18 protein-coding genes are annotated in these 18,538 nt (G+C 56.7%); 9 read left to right on the top strand and 9 right to left on the bottom strand.

Features of this window, described 5'->3' with window-relative positions; translation table 11 throughout:
• Positions 1-184: 184 nt before the first annotated feature.
• On the top strand, positions 185-1,624 hold the full coding sequence (locus tag AD944_RS11725) for a mannose-1-phosphate guanylyltransferase/mannose-6-phosphate isomerase (RefSeq protein ID WP_045542237.1): 1,440 nt from the start codon (positions 185-187) through the stop codon (positions 1,622-1,624).
• Between the two features lie 79 nt (positions 1,625-1,703).
• On the opposite strand, the gene AD944_RS11720 is transcribed toward AD944_RS11725, so the two are convergent.
• Together AD944_RS11720 and trxB are read right to left on the bottom strand one after the other, a co-directional pair.
• Positions 1,704-2,585: a LysR family transcriptional regulator gene (locus tag AD944_RS11720; RefSeq protein ID WP_045542236.1), complete on the bottom strand. Its 882-nt coding sequence runs from the start codon at positions 2,583-2,585 to the stop codon at positions 1,704-1,706.
• Between the two features lie 104 nt (positions 2,586-2,689).
• A complete protein-coding gene (gene trxB / locus AD944_RS11715) occupies positions 2,690-3,640 on the bottom strand; it encodes a thioredoxin-disulfide reductase (RefSeq protein WP_045542235.1) in 951 nt (316 codons plus the stop codon).
• Between the two features lie 255 nt (positions 3,641-3,895).
• On the opposite strand from trxB, the gene AD944_RS11710 reads away from it, so the two are divergent.
• The 4 genes from AD944_RS11710 to gshB all read left to right on the top strand — a co-directional run bounded on the left by AD944_RS11710 (position 3,896) and on the right by gshB (position 8,025).
• Complete coding sequence (locus tag AD944_RS11710; RefSeq protein ID WP_262411384.1) at positions 3,896-4,321, top strand: Lrp/AsnC family transcriptional regulator; 426 nt, start codon at positions 3,896-3,898, stop codon at positions 4,319-4,321.
• Positions 4,318-5,439, top strand: coding sequence for a glycosyltransferase (locus tag AD944_RS11705; protein WP_082741207.1), 1,122 nt, complete (start codon positions 4,318-4,320; stop codon positions 5,437-5,439). Before AD944_RS11710 ends, AD944_RS11705 begins: the two co-directional genes overlap by 4 nt.
• A complete protein-coding gene (locus AD944_RS11700; protein WP_236709195.1) occupies positions 5,397-6,920 on the top strand; it encodes a glycosyltransferase family 39 protein in 1,524 nt (507 codons plus the stop codon). The genes AD944_RS11705 and AD944_RS11700 overlap by 43 nt, the downstream gene beginning before the upstream one ends.
• Before the next feature lie 106 nt (positions 6,921-7,026).
• Positions 7,027-8,025: a glutathione synthase gene (gshB, locus tag AD944_RS11695; RefSeq protein WP_045542234.1), complete on the top strand. Its 999-nt coding sequence runs from the start codon at positions 7,027-7,029 to the stop codon at positions 8,023-8,025.
• 7 nt (positions 8,026-8,032) lie between these two features.
• Here gshB and AD944_RS11690 read toward each other — a convergent pair whose 3' ends face one another.
• The gene (locus AD944_RS11690) at positions 8,033-8,251 is read right to left on the bottom strand and encodes a hypothetical protein (protein ID WP_045542233.1); all 219 of its coding nucleotides are present in this window, start codon (positions 8,249-8,251) and stop codon (positions 8,033-8,035) included.
• Positions 8,252-8,404: 153 nt separating this feature from the next.
• Between AD944_RS11690 and AD944_RS11685 the strand changes: the two genes are divergently transcribed.
• The 4 genes from AD944_RS11685 to AD944_RS17105 all read left to right on the top strand — a co-directional run bounded on the left by AD944_RS11685 (position 8,405) and on the right by AD944_RS17105 (position 11,632).
• On the top strand, positions 8,405-9,088 hold the full coding sequence (locus tag AD944_RS11685; RefSeq protein ID WP_035381063.1) for a class I SAM-dependent methyltransferase: 684 nt from the start codon (positions 8,405-8,407) through the stop codon (positions 9,086-9,088).
• 203 nt (positions 9,089-9,291) lie between these two features.
• A complete protein-coding gene (locus AD944_RS11680) occupies positions 9,292-10,539 on the top strand; it encodes a heme-copper oxidase family protein (RefSeq protein ID WP_052427158.1) in 1,248 nt (415 codons plus the stop codon).
• Positions 10,536-11,492 carry a heme o synthase gene (locus tag AD944_RS11675; RefSeq protein ID WP_045542232.1) on the top strand — a complete coding sequence of 319 codons (957 nt, stop codon included), beginning with the start codon at positions 10,536-10,538 and terminating at the stop codon, positions 11,490-11,492. The genes AD944_RS11680 and AD944_RS11675 overlap by 4 nt, the downstream gene beginning before the upstream one ends.
• Entirely contained in the window at positions 11,492-11,632 is a 141-nt protein-coding gene (locus tag AD944_RS17105; protein WP_169794918.1) for a hypothetical protein, read from the top strand. Before AD944_RS11675 ends, AD944_RS17105 begins: the two co-directional genes overlap by 1 nt.
• A 199-nt stretch (positions 11,633-11,831) precedes the next feature.
• Here the strand turns inward: AD944_RS17105 and AD944_RS11670 are convergent, their stop codons facing one another.
• The 6 genes from AD944_RS11670 to AD944_RS11645 all read right to left on the bottom strand — a co-directional run bounded on the left by AD944_RS11670 (position 11,832) and on the right by AD944_RS11645 (position 18,521).
• Entirely contained in the window at positions 11,832-12,029 is a 198-nt protein-coding gene (locus AD944_RS11670; RefSeq protein ID WP_035380885.1) for a hypothetical protein, read from the bottom strand.
• A 100-nt stretch (positions 12,030-12,129) separates the two neighbouring features.
• On the bottom strand, positions 12,130-13,092 hold the full coding sequence (locus AD944_RS11665) for a Tim44 domain-containing protein (RefSeq protein WP_045542254.1): 963 nt from the start codon (positions 13,090-13,092) through the stop codon (positions 12,130-12,132).
• Between the two features lie 25 nt (positions 13,093-13,117).
• On the bottom strand, positions 13,118-14,458 hold the full coding sequence (locus AD944_RS11660) for a TldD/PmbA family protein (RefSeq protein ID WP_045542231.1): 1,341 nt from the start codon (positions 14,456-14,458) through the stop codon (positions 13,118-13,120).
• Positions 14,455-15,720 (bottom strand): M16 family metallopeptidase, encoded by a 1,266-nt coding sequence (locus tag AD944_RS11655; protein WP_006559744.1) that lies wholly within the window; start codon positions 15,718-15,720, stop codon positions 14,455-14,457. Before AD944_RS11655 ends, AD944_RS11660 begins: the two co-directional genes overlap by 4 nt.
• Positions 15,721-15,771: 51 nt before the next feature.
• A complete protein-coding gene (gene thrC / locus AD944_RS11650) occupies positions 15,772-17,172 on the bottom strand; it encodes a threonine synthase (protein ID WP_045542230.1) in 1,401 nt (466 codons plus the stop codon).
• 161 nt (positions 17,173-17,333) lie between these two features.
• Positions 17,334-18,521, bottom strand: coding sequence for an L-dopachrome tautomerase-related protein (locus tag AD944_RS11645; protein WP_082741206.1), 1,188 nt, complete (start codon positions 18,519-18,521; stop codon positions 17,334-17,336).
• Between the last annotated feature and the right edge of the window lie 17 nt (positions 18,522-18,538).

The raw sequence follows: 18,538 nt of genomic DNA, 5'->3' as shown, positions 1-18,538 counted from the left end.
CATTTTTTGCAACCATAACCATCTGATCGGCGTTGTGCTGGTATTTTAAGGCAGGATGATCAGCTTTCATCAGGGGGCTATTAAGGCCGGTCTCAGGCTGTACGCTGTTTATCTTGAAGTTTGCCCGAGACAATGCTGAACAACAGTGGCGATTTGTCAGAACATAAAAACAAGGACTGTAAAAATGGGGCAGGGCGGTAAGACGGAATCAGGCATTGTGCCTGTCGTGTTGTCTGGTGGGACCGGGAGCCGTCTCTGGCCCATGTCTCGAGCCAGTTTTCCCAAGCAGCTCTGGGCATTACTGAGTGAGCGCAGCATGCTGCAGGAAACAGTCCTGCGGGGACATTCTGCTGGTTTTGCGCCCCCTGTTATTGTTTGCAATGAAGAACACCGTTTTCTTATTGCAGAGCAGTTGCGTGAAGTGATGGTTGAAAGACCAAGTATTCTGCTTGAGCCGGTAGGGCGTAATTCAGCCCCTGCCATTGCGGCGGCAGCTCTGCTGGTGGCCCAGACAAACCCGCAGGCCATTCTGTGGATGATGCCAGCGGATGCGGAAATCAAAAATCATCCTGCGCTGCAAACCGTTATGGAAAAAGCGGTTGAAGCTGCCCGGCTCGGGCGGATTGTCACATTCGGCATGACTCCCACACGCCCGGAAACGGGTTATGGCTATATTGAAAAAGGCGAGCCGCTGCCCGGAGTGGACGGAGCGTTTGTTATTCGTTCGTTTCGTGAAAAACCGTCGGCAGATGTAGCCAAAGGTTTTGTGGAGGATGGAAACTATTTCTGGAATTCAGGCATGTTCGTCTTCCGCGCGGATGTATTGCTGGAAGAGATGCACAAATATGCCCCGCAGGTGCTGGAGCATGTGCAGGCTGCTTTTGAAAAGCGAACAACGGATCTGGACTTTATCCGGCTTGATAAAGACGCGTTTGCTCAGGCACCGGATATTTCCATCGATTACGCCATTGCTGAAAAAACCGATGTTTCAGCCGTTATCCCGGCAGATCTGGGCTGGTCTGACGTAGGAAGTTGGGATGCCCTGTGGGATATCAGTAACAAGGATGCGGACAATAACGTTCTGATTGGGGATGTTCTGACGGAAGGAGCGCACGGGTGTTACGTTCGCTCGGAAGGGATGCTCACTGCTGTATCTGGTCTGGATGATGTGGTTGTGGTGGTGACGTCTGACGCAGTGCTGGTGACGCATAAAAGTCAGGCGCAGAACGTTAAGAAACTGGTGGATCAGTTGAAGCGGGACGGGCGCTCAGAAGCCTTTACGCACCAGAGATGTTACCGGCCCTGGGGGTTTTATGAAGGGTTGATCTGTAACGACCGTTTTCAGGTAAAGCGGATTGTGGTGAACCCCGGTGGCAAGCTTTCCTTGCAGAAACACTTCCATCGTTCCGAGCACTGGGTGGTAGTGGCGGGTGTGGCTCTGGTAACGCGGGATGAAGAGCAGCTTTTGCTGCGCGAAAATGAGAGTGTGTATTTGCCGCAGGGATGCACGCACCGGCTGGAAAATCCGGGAAAGATCCCATTGACGCTGATTGAGGTGCAATCAGGTGCATATTTGGGAGAAGACGATATTATCCGTATTGAAGACAGTTATAATAGAAACTGATAAATAAAAGCACAAATAACAAAAAAGCTCCCCCGAAGGGGAGCTTTTTTGGAAGGAAATGAAAGCAGAAACGCTGCTTTTAGCGGATTCCCAATTCGCTCATCAGGAAGTCACGGAACACGGCTACACGCTTGGAGCTCCGAAGCTCTTCCGGATAGACAAAATAGGCGTCCACTGTTGGCGTGGCAACTTCAGGAAGAATCTGAACCAGATCCGGAAATTCTTTTGCCGCGTAAGTGGGAATGGAGCCTATACCCAAGCCGGATGCGATGGCGGATGCCATGGCGGCCATGCTGTTGACTTCCAGCCGGGCCTGCTGCTTGGTACCATTGTGACGGATTGCTTCAGACAGCCAGTTGATATGCGCTACCGGCGGATGATGTTCTCCGAAAAGAACAAGCTGGTGTGTGCTGATATCTTCAATGGATTTGGGGGTGCCATACTTTTCTATATAAAGTGGGGCCGCAAAAATAGGCAGATGGAAATCCGCCAGATGCCGCTGAATGAGGTCAGGCTGGCGTGGGGCATGCATACGCACGGCCACATCGGCTTCTCTCATGCCAAGATCAAGATCGTTATCTTCCAGAATCAGGCAGATATCGATATCGGGATTGGCGGACATAAACTTGTGCAGCCGTGGCATAAGCCAGCAATTGCCAAAGCCTGTAGTGGTTGTAACCCGTAGCCGACCGGCTGCCTTTTCCTTGCTTTCGGTTAAAAGCGTTTGGGTCATTTCAAGTTTTGAAAAGACTTCGCGCACCGTCTTATGCAGCGTCTCGCCCTGTTCAGTGAGGATCAGTCCCCGGGCGTGGCGGTGAAAAAGAGGAACCTGAAGAACGTCCTCCAGAGCCGAAATCTGCCGAGAAACAGCAGATTGGCTCAGGTTCAGGACATCTCCAGCGTGGGTAAAGGAACCCGCTTCGGCTACAGCATGGAAAACCCGGAGTTTGTCCCAGTCCACGCATGCCTCCTGCAATATTGAATAAAGTGATTAACGGTATGAATTCATACCATTCGTTCATTACGTGCAGTAATTGTAAGGCGTGGTCAAGAGACCTGCTGTGATTAGTCCTGTATTTCAGCCAGATAGCGCTCGGCATCCAGCGCCGCCATGCAGCCGCTTCCCGCTGCCGTTACGGCCTGACGGTAGATCTTGTCCTGTACGTCGCCTGCGGCAAATACGCCGGGCACAGATGTGTGGGTCGAGCCGGGGGTGGTCAGAATATAGCCTTCGTCATCCAGTGAAAGCTGGTTTGCGAAAATGCCCGTGTTGGGAGAATGCCCAATAGCGATGAAAACACCATCCGTAGGATAAACGGTTGTTGTGTTGTCCTGTGTGTTGCGGAGCTTGATGCCCGAGACAACGGCTGGCGTGCCATCGGCCAGAATGTCCTCCACTACACTGTTCCAGATAATGGAAGTTTTCGGGTTGGCGAAGAAACGGTCCTGCAGGATTTTTTCAGCCCGCAGCGTATCGCGCCGGTGCACAAGGGTAACGTGTGCTGCGTGGTGCGTCAGATACAGGGCTTCTTCAACGGCAGTGTTGCCGCCGCCCACTACCACCACGTTTTTGCCACGGTAGAAAAACCCATCGCATGTTGCGCAGGCGGAAACACCAGCCCCTTGCAGACGCTTCTCACTGGGCAGGCCCAGCCATTTTGCCTGTGCACCGGTGGCGATAATCACGGACTTTGCAACATACTGCGTGCCGGAATCTCCCACCATCCGGAAAGGGGAGCCAGCTTGGAAATCCACCGATGTAATGATGTCGTGCTGAATACGGGCTCCCACATGTTCGGCTTGCGCCGCCATCTGTTCCATCAGCCACGGGCCTTGCACGGCCTCGGCAAAGCCGGGATAGTTTTCAACATCGGTCGTGATCATGAGCTGGCCACCAGGCTGAAGACCCGCCACAAGAACTGGCTTGAGATTTGCACGGGCTGCGTAAATGGCCGCCGTGTAGCCAGCAGGGCCAGCGCCAATAACCAGCAGTTCAGTTGTAATGGTCTCAGTCATTGTTCAGGCAGGCCTTCCTGGTGAATGTCAGTGTGAAGCAGCGCGTGGCACGCACCTTAATATTCCTGCTTGCGATATGGCGGGAGCCTTCCGTTTGGGCAAGAGGCGTAAGTGGTTTGCGAGCCATGCAGACGCATGGCATATACGGGGCAAGATGTTCAGGAAAAGGCTGCGGCGTAAAATGGAACAGATAAGGTGACAGAACTTGACGCTGTTGACCTGCGTATTGTGGCGGAACTGCAAGACGATGGCCGGATGACCAATGTGGAGCTGGCGCGGCGTGTGGGGATATCGGCCCCGCCGTGCCTGCGGCGCGTGCGGCGCCTGGAGGAACTGGGGGTTATTCGCGGCTACCACGCCGAGCCAGATGCCGGAATGCTGGGCTGGCCGATTACGTTTTTCGCGCTGATTGGTCTGGATAGCCAAAAAGAGGCCATTCTTTCCGCGTTTGAGCAGGAGCTGGCCCAGTGGCCGGAAGTGCGCGAATGCCACATGATTCGCGGTGGAGGTGATTTTCTGGTGCGCCTGATTGCGCGGGATGCCGCCCATGAAAACCAGTTGACCCGACGGCTGACCGAAGGACCACACGTTATCCGGGTGCAGACTTTGCAAACCATTCGCACAAGTCTGGAGAGAACCGGGGTGCCGCTCGTTGTCGGATCGGAAGGTAGTCGTCCGTGATTTCAGACGCTCCGGCATTGCCGGGCGCTGCGCGTGGCGGTCCTGACATCAGTGTCATTATTCCTTGCTATAATGAAGTCAGGAATATTGCGCCGTTGGTGGCGGCTCTGGATCGCGCGCTGGCTGGCCGCCATTGGGAAGTGGTGTTTGTGGATGACAATTCACCTGATGGCACCACGCAGGCCGTAAGGGCGCTTGCCCAAAAGGATGCGCGGGTGCGCGGCCTTTGCCGGGTTGGGCGGCGCGGCCTTTCCTCCGCAGTTATTGAAGGAGCTTTGTCGTCCTCCGCCCAGATTGTGGCGGTGATGGACGGAGACCTTCAGCACGACGACTCCCGTCTTGGCGCGCTGATTGACGCCGTGCAAAGCGGCGAGTGTGATATTGCTGTCGGAAGCCGCCACGTTGAAGGTGGCAACAATGCCGGACTGGCAAACGCATGGCGCCACGCGCTTTCTGACGGTGGAATAAAGCTGGCGCAGATGGTTCTGCCCGTCCGGTTAAGTGACCCGATGAGTGGCTTTTTCGCGTTACGGCAGGATGTGTTTGCGGCTGTTGCCCCACGCCTTTCCGGAACCGGGTTCAAGATTTTACTGGATCTTCTGCTGTCTTCTTCCAAGCCGTTGCGCGTGCAGGAAGTGCCCTGTGGGTTCCGGGCCAGACTTGCCGGTGAGAGCAAACTGGATGCGCTGGTCATGCTCCAGTTTCTGGCGCTGGTGTTGGACAAGCTTTGTCGTGGCTGGTTGCCATTGCGTTTTGTGGCATTCTGTCTGGTGGGTTCTGTAGGGGTTGGCGTCAATCTGGCGGTCATGCAGAGCATTCGCACCATGGGGGGCGATTTTCCCGTGGCGCAAGGGGTTGGCACAGTTGTCGCCATGATCCTCAATTTTGTGCTCGATAATAACATCACCTATCGGGATAAGCGCCTGCGTGGTCTTCGGTTTGTGGGTGGCCTACTGGCTTTCATGCTGGTGTGTTCCATAGGTGCGGTGGCCAACGTGGGCGTCGCGCAAATGCTGTTCCAGGCGCATGAGGGACTGACCCAAGCCAGTGTGGCGGGCGCCATTCTGGCGGTTGTATGGAACTATGCCGTCTCCTCTACCGTCGTCTGGCGCGTGTGAGCTTCTTCCCCATGCATCTGAAGTCTCCCTATTATGGGTGGGGGCTGGCACTGTTGGTGCTTACCGCCATCCGGATTGTCATGGGGGCTGTGGTGCCTCTCACGCCGGACGAAGCCTATTACCGCCTGTGGGCCTTGGCGCCTGCTGCCGGATATCTCGATCATCCTCCAATGGTGGCGGTGTTCATCAAGCTTGGTTTGTTGGTAGCAGGAGATAATGCCTGTGGCGTAAGGTTCTTGGGGCCTTTGTCCGCTGCAGTCGGCACGATTCTGCTGGCAATGGCAACGCGGGACTGGTTACAGCATCTGGCGGGTTACAGTGCGAAAGATGCTCAAAGAGCAGGGGTGCGTACCGCAGTTTTGCTGAACGGAACTGTAGCGCTTGGTGTTGGCACACTGTTGATGACGCCGGATACCCCCCTCCTGCTTTTCATGACGCTGATGGTGTGGAGTCTTGGGCGTCTTTGCGTAACCGGCAACGGTGCATGGTGGTTGCTGGTTGGGGCTGCCGTGGGGCTCGGGTTTGATAGCAAATACACAGCGCTTCTTCCCGCAGGCGGCATGGGGGTATGGCTTCTCGCTACTCAGGCGGGCAGGGGATGGTTGAAAACGTGGTGGCCATGGCTGGGCGGTGCTGTGGCCGCTGTGTGTGTCAGTCCGGTTGTCTGGTGGAATGCCTCGCATCACTGGGCCAGCTTCATGAAGCAGGGAGGCCGCACCGGAGACTGGCATCCTGCCAGAATGCTGACCTATTTCAGCGAGTTGGTGGGCGGACAGGTCGGGTTGATGTCCCCCGGTGTATTCCTGTTTTTTATCGGCGGCTGCGTGGTGCTGTGGAAACAGCGGGACTCGTTCTCGCGCCTGCTGCTGTGCATGATTTTGGTGCCACTGGCTGTATTTGTGCAGCATGCCGTAGGAGCGCGGGTGCAGGCAAACTGGCCTGTTGTTCTTTATCCGGCACTGGCCATGGCGGCGGCGCTGCCCCGTTGGCGCGGGTGGAAGGTCGCCAGCGGGGTGGGTATTGCCCTTGTGGCGCTGATTGTCATTCAGGCGGTGGCGTCCCCGCTTAAACTTTCTCCGCATTTGGACATGACATTACGCCAGATGGGGGGATGGCCGGATTTTGGCCGGATTGTTGTGGCGCACGTGCCTGCCGACTCTGTTCTGATTGCGGATGAATATGGTCTGGCTGCTGAACTGGCGTTTTATGCCCCTGTAGGCCGCCCGGTTGTGGCGGTTGAGCCCCGGTGGAGTCTGTTTACCTTTCCGAAGGCTGCGTGTGGGGAAGGATACCTCATCCGTAGTCGGCGGCGGCATGACATGCCGGATACCGCACTGTTCACAGTGCTTTCACAGGAACAGGATCTTGCGCGGGAACGTGATGGCGCGGTGGGTGAGCGATATGCGCTCTACCACGTGCGGACGCAGTGTGATGCCGCAGGCCATGGCCAGAATGCCGTTTTGCTGCCGTCTCGACACTAAAGAGAAAGAGACGTGCTTTCGTGCCTTGGACAGCCGGACAGAACAGCGATACGGTAACGGATAGTTATCTCATTTGACCCTGAAATTCTAAGGAAAGCGGGCGCGTATGTCATCTCCATTGAATGTTGCTGTCCAGATGGACCCCCTGGAGCATGTTGATATCAACGGAGATTCTACGTTCGCGTTGATGCTGGAGGCGCAGGGGCGCGGCCACAAGCTGTTTGTGTATGAAGTTCCGTCCCTGGCGCTTGGGGAGGGAACAACCTCGCCGGGTGGTGCAACCTCTGCCCATGTCAGCGCCTCCCTACGTTCTGTCACGGTGCGGCGGGAGCAGGGTAATCACGCCACGTTTGGCGAGCCTGTTCGTCGGTCCCTGGGGGAGATGGATGTGGTGCTGATGCGGCAGGACCCGCCATTTGATATGGCCTATATTACCGCAACCCATCTGCTGGACCACGTTCATGGGATTGGTGCAGACAAGGCTCTGGTGGTCAATGATCCGCGCTGGGTGCGGGATTCTCCTGAAAAACTGCTGGTAACGCATTTCCCACACCTCATGCCCCCTACGCTGGTCACATGGGATGTCGGGCAAATCCGGGCTTTTCGTGCGCATTGGCGGGATATCATTGTCAAACCGCTTTTCGGCAATGGCGGCAGTGGCATCTTTCGTATCAAGGAAGATGACCAGAATCTGAATGCTCTTCTGGAAATGCACTTTGCGCGCTCTCGTGAACCGTTGATGATTCAGCGTTACGAACCCGCCGTAAAGCAGGGGGACAAGCGCATTATTCTGGTTGATGGCCTGCCTGTAGGCGCGATTAACCGTGTGCCATCAGGAGATGATCACCGCTCCAACATGCATGTTGGGGGGGTGGCGCGCAAAGTGGCCCTGACAGAGCGAGACAAGGAGATCTGTGCTGCCATCGGGCCGTTCCTGAAGGAACACGGTCTGATTTTTGTGGGCATAGATGTGATTGGTGATTACCTGACGGAAATCAATGTGACTTCTCCTACCGGCCTTCAGGAACTGGAGCGTTTTGATGGCGTCAACGGAGCGGGTGCCATATGGGACTGCATTGAAGCAAAGCTGAAAAAGGGGGCCTGAAAAACGGTTAGGCTTCTTTGACCGGTTCGGATGCTTCCGGCTGTTGAGTGTTGGGCGCTGAAAAAGTCGGTTCCGCTCGGTCGGCAGCCTTGTCTTCCAGAGGGGGGAGGACGGTATCTTTGCCGAAGCGGTTGTCGAGCCAGCTAAAAATAGAGTCTCGGAAATAGAAAACGAAAATCGATGACCAGATAATAAGGCTGAGGACGGCAAGCAGGAATTCCAGCATGTCTCTTTTCTTCTAAAACAGTTCCAGGCAGACGGAAGGTAAGGGGACAATGGGCATGGAGACAAGGGCGCTTTTATGGCGCATTTTATTTAAAACAAAGGAAGATGCGTTGTGGCTCTTGAAGAAATTGCCGCCAGCGGGCAGAGAGAAACCATGAGTGACGTTCTCCACAAATGCTCGCCCGGTCAGGGTGAAGATCCGGCTCCGTCGCGTTCAGCGCTGGATGCCGAGGCCGTAAAGGTCGCTTACCGCCGGTGGGCAGGTGTGTATGACACCGTGTTTGGTGGCGTTTCTGGCTTTGGTCGCCGTCGAGCGGTTGAAGCTGTCAATGCCCTGCCCGGTACTGGCGTTCTTGAAGTTGGTGTTGGTACTGGGCTCGCTCTCCCGCACTATCGCAAGGACAAGCATATTACCGGCATTGATCTGTCTGGTGACATGCTGGCCCGTGCGCGTGAACGCGTACAGAAAGAGCATCTGAATAATGTCGATGCCCTTCTGGAAATGGATGCCGAAGAGACAACGTTCGAGGACGACTCCTTCGATATTGCTGTGGCCATGTTTGTGGCGTCCGTTGTACCGCATCCGCGCAGGCTGCTGCGTGAACTCAAACGGGTGGTCAAACCCGGCGGTCACATCCTGTTTGTAAACCACTTTCTGGCTCCCGGCGGTGTTCGTGGCGCTGTGGAACGTGGTATGGCGCGCGCGTCCCGTTCTCTGGGCTGGCATCCTGATTTTGCCATGGAATCCCTTCTGCCGCCGGAAGATCTGGTGCGGGCGAGAATTCAGCCAGTGCCACCGGCCGGCCTTTTTACCCTCGTCACGCTTGAAAACATCTGATCACACTTCCGTGCTGTCGCCCTTTCTACACAGGGCAGGGGCGATAGGCATGCGGAGCTAAATGGGTCGTTAAGCTACAGGAAAGCCGCTATAGAAGGGGCTCTCAGGGGGGCGTCTCGTCACCCGGAACACATCTGTTAAAGGCGTGGGGTGCGAACATGGCATCTGCTTGTGCGGAACAAGGCCAGAATAAGGGAAATAGCATGCTACGGCAGACTGCATCGGTTGATGGTGTAGGAGCAGGCTATCTGCTGGTTGCTGCTCTGGCAGGTCTGCTTGGAGGCGGTGTTTCTGCATTTCAGCAGCTTGGCATGGTGCCGCATACGGGTTTGTGGGCCGGAATTGAACAGGCTCATGGTGCTCTTATGCTGCTGTTTGTGGTTGTTCCAGCGCTGGTGTGTGGCTTTGGCACTTTGTGGCTGCCACGTGCTCTTCAGCGTGAAGGCACGGTTCTTCCCGGGCTGAATAAGCTTTCTCTGGCCAGTGTCTCAGCCGCAGGCGTGCTGATGGTGGCGTCTCCGTGGCAGACTGAAGCCGCTTTGTTGTGGTGCGTAGGCACCCTGCTGGCAGTGATGGTTGTTCTGGCTACCATTTTTGACAGCCGCGCCGATTCCGCTCCCCGCGCTCCGTTCTCTCCCTTTGTGTGGGGGGAAATGCTGGCGTCTGCCGTGCTTTTGCTTACGGTGCCGGTGTTGGCCGCCATTCTCAGCCATCAAGTGTGGAGTGGTGCCGCCTTTACGCCTTCTGTGCTGGATGGTTTTGCTGAGCCCATTATGCTGGTCACGCTGCTGGCCGGGTTTGGAATTGTTTTTGAAACAGGCGCAAAGGTTGCCCGTTTTTCTCCTTTTCCTGTTGCCGGGGTCATGAGTGCTTCTGCGGCTGCAGGGAGCATTCTATGGGTTAAAAGCGTTTTTGCGCACGGGCTGGCGGGGGCCGCGACTGTCGCCACCCTGCTGTCTGCCCAGACACTGGTGTTAAGTGCTGCTACTCTGGCTTCCGTATTGCTGGCTGCCTTGTGGATGGCGGGTACGTGGCGCGCAAGCATGACAGTCAAAATCCCCATGCTGTGGGGGCTTGGGTTTCTGGTTGTGGTCTCTACTGGCTGGATCAGCCAATTCATGCAGGGGGATGGTCTGCATTCCGCTCTACAGGTAGGCACACTTTATGCAGTGTTCTGCGGTCTGTATCTCTGGCGTGGAGAAGGGTGTGGCCGCTGGTATCCCACGCCTTTGGCTGCCGTGCAGTTCGGGTTGATGGCAGCAGGTACGGCGTTGGCAGTTCCCGCTCTTCCGGTCGCCTGTCAGATGTGGAGCGGCGGATTGCTCGGTGCTTCCGTGCTCTGTTTCCTGCTGACCATGGGTTTGAGCTTTGTGCAGAACCGTCCGATGGTCGAAAAAATAGCCGGAAAAGATGTTGCCTTTGAGCCTGAAGAAACAATGGTGCGGTCATGAGCGAGACAACAGCTCAGGTTTCTGCTTCTGGGCGGATACGTTTCAAGGCTGACCGTGTTGGCACTACTGCGAAAGACTGGGTGCAGCTCCTCAAACCACGGGTGATATCGCTGGTGGTGTTTACAGGGGCTGCTGGCATGATCATGGCCCCTGGGCATCTTTCGCTGTTTGAAGCTGCCGTGGCCATTCTATGTATATGCATGGCGTCTGGGGCCGCTGGTGCCATCAATATGTGGTATGACCGCGATATTGATGCCGTGATGCAACGCACCATCACCCGGCCTATTCCCGGTGGGCGTATTCCTGAACACGAAGCGCTGGCCTATGGCGTTGGCCTGTCCTGCCTGTCAGTCTGCCTCATGTGGATGGCAACCAATGCTTTGGCAGCGGGTATTCTTGCATTCTCCATTTTCTTTTACGCTGTCATTTATACCATGTGGCTTAAGCGCTCTACGCCACAGAATATTGTGATTGGCGGGGCAGCGGGTGCTTTTCCGCCGATGATCGGGTGGGCAGCGGCCACTGGCCATATGGCGGTGCTGCCGATTGTAATGTTTGGTATCGTGTTTTTCTGGACACCCCCGCATTTCTGGTCTCTCTCCCTGTATGCATGCAAGGATTATGGGCGGGCCGGAATTCCCATGCTGCCAGTGGTTAAAGGTGCCCGTCACACCCGCTGGAATATTTTTGTCTACACACTGGTGCTGCTGGCTATCTCTCTTATTCCGTCCATGCTGCATCTGTGTGGTTGGCTTTATACTGCTACGGCATTGGTTCTGGGGCTGGGCTTTGTTCTGTGTGCTATCCGTGTTCTGCGCGAACCGCAGGATGAAAACGGCGTAAGCCTGGCAGGAGATAAAGCGGCCCGTATTTCTTTCCGGTTTTCTCTGGCCTACCTATTTCTGCTGTTTTGCGGGTTGCTGGCAGACCATATGCTGCAAGGGTGGATTTGATGGAAACAACACAAATCACATTGAGCCAGGCTGAACTGGCTGAGAAGCAGCGCAGGCAGAATGAGCGTCTGAAGGCTATGGTCGGCTTCATGATTCTGATTGCCGGGGTCATGTATGGTCTGACCCTCACTCATCTTTAACAAAACTGCGATCTTGCAAAGACTGGAGAGATCGCTTTTTTTCTACCCTCTCAGAATGTCCTGTCTTCTTGAGATATCAGGGAGAGGGTTTTCAGGCTGACGTTCTGGGAGAGCAAAGACTTCGGGAAAGCTTTATATCCGACGTCTTAATTTTTTAAGAATTTCCCATAAAATATTTTGCCAGCTCACGGCGAGGAACTCAGGCTTTTTCTTTTTTAGAAGAGGTTCGGGCGGCATTGAGCACTGTATCCATTTGCACCTTAATGCCTTTTTCCTGAAGCTTCGTAATTTCTGCTTCTAGGTCCGCAACTTTTCGTTTGTTCCAGAAGTGCAGAAAAATGCTGAAGCCAGTGGCGGATACAGCCACAAGCAGGGTGACAATTTCAAGCGCAAGCATGGGGGGTGTCCTGCCAAAGGAATGAGGCCGTTAGGGGACGGGACAGAAGAAAAGCTCCCGGTTCACATGATCAGATGTGACCGGGAGGAAAATGCAGGTTTTAGCTGCGTGTCTGCTGAATACCGGAAAGCAGCCAGCGCCCGCCGCGAGACGGACGAGTGAAGGTCCACAATTCGGTTATTGTCACCGGTTCAGTGGAGCTGCCTTCAATAACCTGGCCGGTGGCGTTGGTTGTCAGATCAATTAGGCTGTAGCGCATGGCAACGGTCGCGTAATCCATGCCGCCTTCCTGCCACGCCTCCGCCAGATCGCCCTGAATGAAATGAACATCAGAGACAACATTGCGGGCCCCCTGAGCGGCCAGTGTTGCAAGCTGCTGATTGAAATAAGAGACCATCTCCGGCGTGGCCATCTGCTGCATGGCTGGAATATTCTGCTGGTTCCACGCAGTCTGGATATCCAGCAATGTCTGCTGGAAAGCCTGATAGTCACTGGTGGTAATAGGCAGAGTGCCGGATCTTGCTGCGGGCGTTCCGCCAGCGGAGGGAGGGGGAGAGCTGGTTCCCGGCGTAAAGCCCAGCCCGCCTCCGGCACTACTCGCCGTACGGTTGCCGGAGAACCGCCGCACCAGCCACATGATGATCCACACAACCAGAGCAATCTGGAGCATGAGACCGATCAGCCCGAAAAAGCTGTGAACCCCACCAAAGAATCCATGGCCGGACAGCAGCCCGAAAAGACCTGCGCCCAGCATCCCGCCAGCAAAGCCGGTCAGGAACGGGTGGCGCGGGCGCATGGCCTGATTGAACATACCCTGCTGATAAGGGGCCTGCGCCCCGTATCCACTTTGCCCGGGTGTGCGCGGCGTAATGGAACGATCCATCGGCGCAGCCCCGTAAGGCGTGGTGCGTGTGGGCGGGGGAGCGCTCCAGGTCCGGCTCCCGCGGCTGCCCATGGAGCCGCCTTGTCCGGGCCGCGCATCAGCATGATAAGCCAGTGGGCCACTGAGCAGGCTCACGGTCATCAAGGCGGCAAGAGCGGAAGAGAGAGTGCGCTTTTTCACGAGGTCTTGTGTCTCCAGACGGTCATCACGCCCCGGCAATACTCAGGGCTTCTACCCTTAATGTGGGGGCGTCGGTGCCAAAACGGAACTGTAAATCGTTCGCTAAAGTAAGGGACGCGAAAATTTCCAGCAGGTTCCCGGCTAGAGTGAACTCGGCTGCGGACTCGGCAACTTGGCCATCACGGATCATGAAGCCGGATGCGCCTCGGCTGTAGTCGCCCGTCAGACCATTGATGGAGGAGCCCATCATCTCGGTAATGAACAGCCCTTCCTTGATATCCGCCATCAACTCTTCCGGGCTGAGCGTGCCGGGACCAAAGGACAGATTGGTGGCAGAAGGGGAAGGCGGGCCAGACGTGCCACGTGCCGCGCGTCCGTTGCTTTCCAGGCCAAGATGGCGGGCGCTGCGCGTATCCAGTATCCACGTTTGCAGCACGCCGTCACGCACCAACTCCAATGGCGCCACAGGCATTGCTTCGCCGTCAAACGGACGAGAGCGCAGCCCACGGTGGCGCGTGGGATCATCCGTTATGGTGACGCCTTCAGCAAACAGACGCTGGCCCAGTTTTTCTTTCAGAAAAGACGTACCACGGGCGATGGAGGAACCATTGATGGCACCAATAAAATGCCCCAGAAAACTGTTGGCCACGCGCGGATGAAACACCACCGGGTAGCGGCCTGTACGGGGACGGACGGGATTAACGCGAGCTACCGCTTTTTCTCCGGCACTGCGGCCCAGAACAGCAGCGTTGTCCAGATCAGCCAGATGCACCGTGCCGTGGTAATCGTAATCGCGCTGCATGGTCTCACCTTTGCCCGCCAGCACGCAGACAGAGGTGGAATGGCGGGTGCGGGCATAAGTGCCTGCAAAATCCTGCGAGGTGACCAGCGCGATGTCCGTGCGCCCCCAGGATGCACTGCTACCAGCGCTGTTGGTCACGCCATTGACGGCCAGAGCAGCTTCTTCCCCCTCACGGGCGCGGGCCAGCAGGGCATTGGCATCAGGCTCGGCCGTATCGGTCAGGTCCAGCGTGTTGGAGGTAAGCGTGCCGGTAAGCGCGTGCGGGGCCAGACCGGCAAAACGGTCTTCAGGTAGCACACGGGCCATGGCAAGAGCCTGTTCCACCAAGCCATCAAACCGGCTGGGATCAAGCGTGGTGGTGGAAACAATGGCAGATTTCCGGCCTGTGAAGACACGCAGGCCCAGATCTGTTGTTTCTGATCGCTCCAGTTCTTCCGTAACCCGGTTACGGACCCCCGCGCCTATGGCGGTGCTGGAGACAAAGACTGCATCGGCAGCATCGGCTCCGGCAGTGCGCGCACGGCGGACAAGATCAGAGATCTTTTCGAGGGTTTGTGCGCTCATGCTGCAAGCTTCTCCGCAATGGTGTTCAGGGGCAGCACATGGCTGACCGGGCCAAGGGCGGCCAAGGTGGGCTGCTGGGTAAAGATACGGCCAGCCACGCGGCAGATATCAGCCGGGGTTACGGCTTCAACCCGTGCCACGGTTTCCGCAACCGGGATGATACGGCCAAAAAGCTGAAGCTGGCGTGCAATCTGCTCACACCGGCTGCCTGTGCTTTCCAGAGACATCAGCAGGGAGGCTTTCAACTGTGCCCGTGCCCGGAGCAATTCATCCTGCCCGACCGAAAGCTGGACCTTGCGGAGTTCTTCCAAGGTTACAGGCACCAACTCGGCACACTGTTTTTCACCCGTGCCCGCGTAAATGCCGAACAGGCCGCCATCAATGAAGGGGGCGCTGAAGGAATAGACGGAATAAACCAGCCCACGTTTTTCCCGGATTTCCTGAAACAGGCGGGAGGACATGCCGCCGCCCAGAACCATGGAAAGTAGCAGTGTGGCGTAATAATCCGGGTCATTATACCCGACGGACGGGAAGCCCAGAACCACATGGGCCTGATCCAGATCCTTTTCCTGACGGAATTCGCCTCCACCATAAAGCGAGGGTGGGGTTGGGATCTGTGATGTCAGCGGCAGGTCTGCAAAATGGCGCTGCACGCGTTCTACAACGTCTTCATGGTGCAGGTTGCCAGCAGCCGCCACCACCATGTTTTCAGCCGTATAATGTGTGCGCATGTAGGACATGAGCGTATCACGGCTCATGGACTGGATCAGATCTTCCGTACCCAGCGTGGGGCGGCCCATGGGCTGGTCAGGGAAGGCTGTGGCCTGAAAATGGTCAAACACCACATCATCCGGCGTATCATTTGCCTGGCCGATTTCCTGAAGGATCACGCCGCGTTCCCGCTCGATCTCAGTCGGATCAAAGGTGGAGTGGGTAAGGATATCACCAATGATATCAACGCCCAGATCCATGTTTTCCTTCAGCAGCTTGACGTAGAAGGCTGTCTGTTCCCGCGCGGTGTAGGCGTTGATATGGCCGCCCACATTTTCAATTTCTTCCGCAATCTGCAGGGCGGAGCGGCTTGTGGTGCCTTTGAACGCCATGTGTTCCAGAAAGTGGGACACACCATTTTCTTCCGCCGTTTCATCGCGCGTGCCGGTGGACACATACGCCCCGAATGAGACGGTTTCTACCCGTTCCATTCGTTCAGTTACAATGGTCAGGCCGGAGGGCAGACGGGTCAGATTGATCGGGTCAGTCATTCTTGTCCTGAAAGGAAAGGCCGCGGGGAGGCGGCCTGAAAAAGAAAGAAATTATGCAGCGTTAGACAGAACAGCGGCGCGCACCGCATCTTTTACGGCATCTGGCGTGGCCGGAACGGTGCGATACCGTTCCTCGCGCGAGAAAAGGTCTTCCAGATGCACGGGCAGGGCGGGATGAATCCCTGTTGCCGCAACCATGGCATCCGGGAATTTGGCCGGGTGAGCGGTTGCCATGGCCACCATAGGAACACCTGGTTCACGGAAGCGTCGGCCTGCGGCAATGCCAATGGCGCTGTGCGGGTCTGCCAGATAGTTGGAACGCTGGTGCAGGGTCCTGATTTCGGTTTCCGTCCCTGCATCGTCAAGGGCCAGACCGGAAAAGAGTTCTCGCGCCGTATTCCATGCTTCAGGCGGGACGTCCATGTGCCCGCTGGTGCGGAAGGTGGTCATGATCCGGGCGCAGGCTTCGGCATCACGTCCCAGCAGCTCAAACAGCAGCCGTTCAAAGTTGGAAGAAACCTGAATGTCCATGGAGGGCGAGAGGCTGGGAACAACCTCTTTCATGGTCATGTCATTCGCGTTCAGGAAGCGGGTCAGAATATCGTTGCGGTTGGAGCCTACGCACAGATGGCGCACGGGCAGGCCCATCTTGCGTGCAGTCCATGCGGCCAGAATGTTGCCGAAGTTCCCTGTGGGCACGGCAAAAGAGACTTCCCGTTCCGGCGCGCCGAAGTTCAGGGCGGCATACACATAGTAGGGCACCTGCGCGGCGATACGGGCCCAGTTGATGGAATTGACGGCGGAAAGATGCATGTCCTGCCGGAAAGGCGCATCGGCAAAGCAGGCTTTGACCAGATCCTGACAATCATCAAACGTGCCTTCAACGGCCAGATTGGTGATATTGGCGTCCAGAACGGTGGTCATCTGGCGGCGCTGTACCTCGGAGGTACGACCCTTGGGGTGCAGAATGACCACGGAAAGCCGTTTGCGTCCGCGGCAGGCTTCAATAGCAGCCGATCCGGTATCCCCTGATGTTGCGCCCACAATGGTGACGTGGCTGTCACGCTGGGTCAGCACATGTTCAAACAACTGGCCCAGCACCTGCATGGCCATGTCTTTGAAGGCCAGCGTGGGGCCGTGGAACAATTCCTGCACAAACAGGCCATCTTCCACCTGTGTCAGTGGCACAATGGCGGGATGGTCAAACCCGGCATAAGCCTGTGCGCACAGGCGGCGCAGGGTGGCTTCATCAATATCGTCCCCCACAAACGGCGCCAGAACACGGGCTGCCAGTTCAGGGTAGGGCAGCCCACGCATGGCCTGCCATTCTGACAGGGAGAATGAGGGCCAGGTTTCCGGTAGATACAGGCCGCCATCTTCGGCCAGACCTGCCAGCAGGACATCGGAAAACGAAAGAGCGGGAGCCTTCCCCCGGGTCGAAATATAGCGCATGCGCGGGTTATACCCTGAATAAAGAGTGGCGCGAAGTAGGCTTCTGCACTGTTTGCGTCACCCTTTTGCGGGCTGGCATGACGCCACACTCTTCCCGACCTCAGAGCAAGGTCGGAACAGAGAGAAGCGCGAGACGGCAGGAGGCGTGAAACCTGCTGCGCTTACGTGGGTGGCGAGGTGGTGGGCAGCGTCAGTTTGTAAACGGTTACCGGCCATTCGACTGAGGATTTTCCGTTCTGGAAGGCTGCCGTGTGGTTCAGCTGGGCGGCAGGAACATACAGATGGCCGGTTGTGTCCAGACCAGGTGTGGCGGGCCATTTCAGGCGTGGGTCGGTTATCAAACGCCGTGGAATACGGCCTATTGTATAGCTGAGAATGCTGCCGGTGCTGATATCTGACCAGTATAGTGTGCCGTCCGGCCCGATGGTCATGCCACCCAGAGACGGCGTTTTATACCACTGCGTCACGCTTTCTTCCATGGCGGCAGGGGTGACATCCGGGTCTGTGAAAATGGTTGTTTCCACTCGGGAGAGGTAGCCACCGGGGGGCTGCACCACAATCCATTTTCCGTCCGGGCTGACGGCGATCATGCTGGAGTCAATGGCCAGCAGATTTCCGTTTGCCGTGGTAACCGGGCCACTGGGCGTCATGATGGGGCGTGTCGCGCTGATGGCGGGATGCCGGTCCAGAAAACGGTGGGCGGAGGCGGAGGGAAGGTCAATCACCAGCACACCCGCAACGCCAGAATCGGCCACATAGGCCGTGTTTTCGTGCACGGCCACGCCCGAGAGAACGCTGTCCTTGTGCAGGGCCGAGGCTTCAATGGGCACAACACGCACCACGGTATTCTGTCTGGTATCAATCTGGATCAGTTTGGCCGGGGCAACAGCAGCGGCTTTATGATTGGGCATGCCACTATCCAGCACCCATAAGGTGCCATCTGCCAGAAGGGTCATGCCCGCAATGGAGACAATGCGTTTGCTGGCATCGCCGTCTTCCGCGTTCCATGCGGCATCAGGATAAGGCGCAAAACTGCCATCTGCAGAGCGCACGGACAACTGTGGTCCGGTATTGCCTACCCAGATTGGGGCTTCCAGCAGCGCACGGCCATCCGGCAGCATGACCACCGCATCCCAAACCTGTTTGTCAGATTGCGTGAACGGTTCCAGCGCGGAGGCAGGAAGCTCCGCCACTTTGGGCATATGCACAGCAAGAGCCGGACGTGCCGGCTGCAACAGCGTGAGGCTGACGGTGGCGAGGGCAGCCAGAACGACACGGCCTGCCGTGCGGGATGAGGGCTGAACGGAGCAGAGATCAGGGAGCGCCTTATGGCGTGTCGGCAGAAGCATGGGTGTAGTCTCAGCCT

It is taken from the genome of Acetobacter tropicalis (assembly GCF_001580915.1).
Taxonomy (GTDB): Bacteria; Pseudomonadota; Alphaproteobacteria; order Acetobacterales; family Acetobacteraceae; genus Acetobacter; species Acetobacter tropicalis.
The sequence above is the reverse complement of the archived record's forward strand: the minus strand, read 5'-3'. Positions and strand labels throughout refer to the sequence as shown.

Bases quoted from the DNA above. Each gene is read 5' to 3' on its own strand.
- AD944_RS11670 (WP_035380885.1), bottom strand. From the start codon at position 12,029: ATGCTTGCGCTTGAAATTGTCACCCTGCTTGTGGCTGTATCCGCCACT.
- AD944_RS11690 (WP_045542233.1), bottom strand. From the start codon at position 8,251: ATGCTGGAATTCCTGCTTGCCGTCCTCAGCCTTATTATCTGGTCATCG.
- AD944_RS11680 (WP_052427158.1), top strand. From the start codon at position 9,292: ATGCTACGGCAGACTGCATCGGTTGATGGTGTAGGAGCAGGCTATCTG.
- AD944_RS17105 (WP_169794918.1), top strand. From the start codon at position 11,492: ATGGAAACAACACAAATCACATTGAGCCAGGCTGAACTGGCTGAGAAG.
- AD944_RS11660 (WP_045542231.1), bottom strand. From the start codon at position 14,458: ATGAGCGCACAAACCCTCGAAAAGATCTCTGATCTTGTCCGCCGTGCG.
- AD944_RS11675 (WP_045542232.1), top strand. From the start codon at position 10,536: ATGAGCGAGACAACAGCTCAGGTTTCTGCTTCTGGGCGGATACGTTTC.
- AD944_RS11685 (WP_035381063.1), top strand. From the start codon at position 8,405: ATGAGTGACGTTCTCCACAAATGCTCGCCCGGTCAGGGTGAAGATCCG.
- AD944_RS11710 (WP_262411384.1), top strand. From the start codon at position 3,896: ATGACCAATGTGGAGCTGGCGCGGCGTGTGGGGATATCGGCCCCGCCG.
- AD944_RS11725 (WP_045542237.1), top strand. From the start codon at position 185: ATGGGGCAGGGCGGTAAGACGGAATCAGGCATTGTGCCTGTCGTGTTG.
- AD944_RS11700 (WP_236709195.1), top strand. From the start codon at position 5,397: ATGGAACTATGCCGTCTCCTCTACCGTCGTCTGGCGCGTGTGAGCTTC.
- gshB (WP_045542234.1), top strand. From the start codon at position 7,027: ATGTCATCTCCATTGAATGTTGCTGTCCAGATGGACCCCCTGGAGCAT.
- thrC (WP_045542230.1), bottom strand. From the start codon at position 17,172: ATGCGCTATATTTCGACCCGGGGGAAGGCTCCCGCTCTTTCGTTTTCC.
- AD944_RS11655 (WP_006559744.1), bottom strand. From the start codon at position 15,720: ATGACTGACCCGATCAATCTGACCCGTCTGCCCTCCGGCCTGACCATT.
- AD944_RS11645 (WP_082741206.1), bottom strand. From the start codon at position 18,521: ATGCTTCTGCCGACACGCCATAAGGCGCTCCCTGATCTCTGCTCCGTT.
- trxB (WP_045542235.1), bottom strand. From the start codon at position 3,640: ATGACTGAGACCATTACAACTGAACTGCTGGTTATTGGCGCTGGCCCT.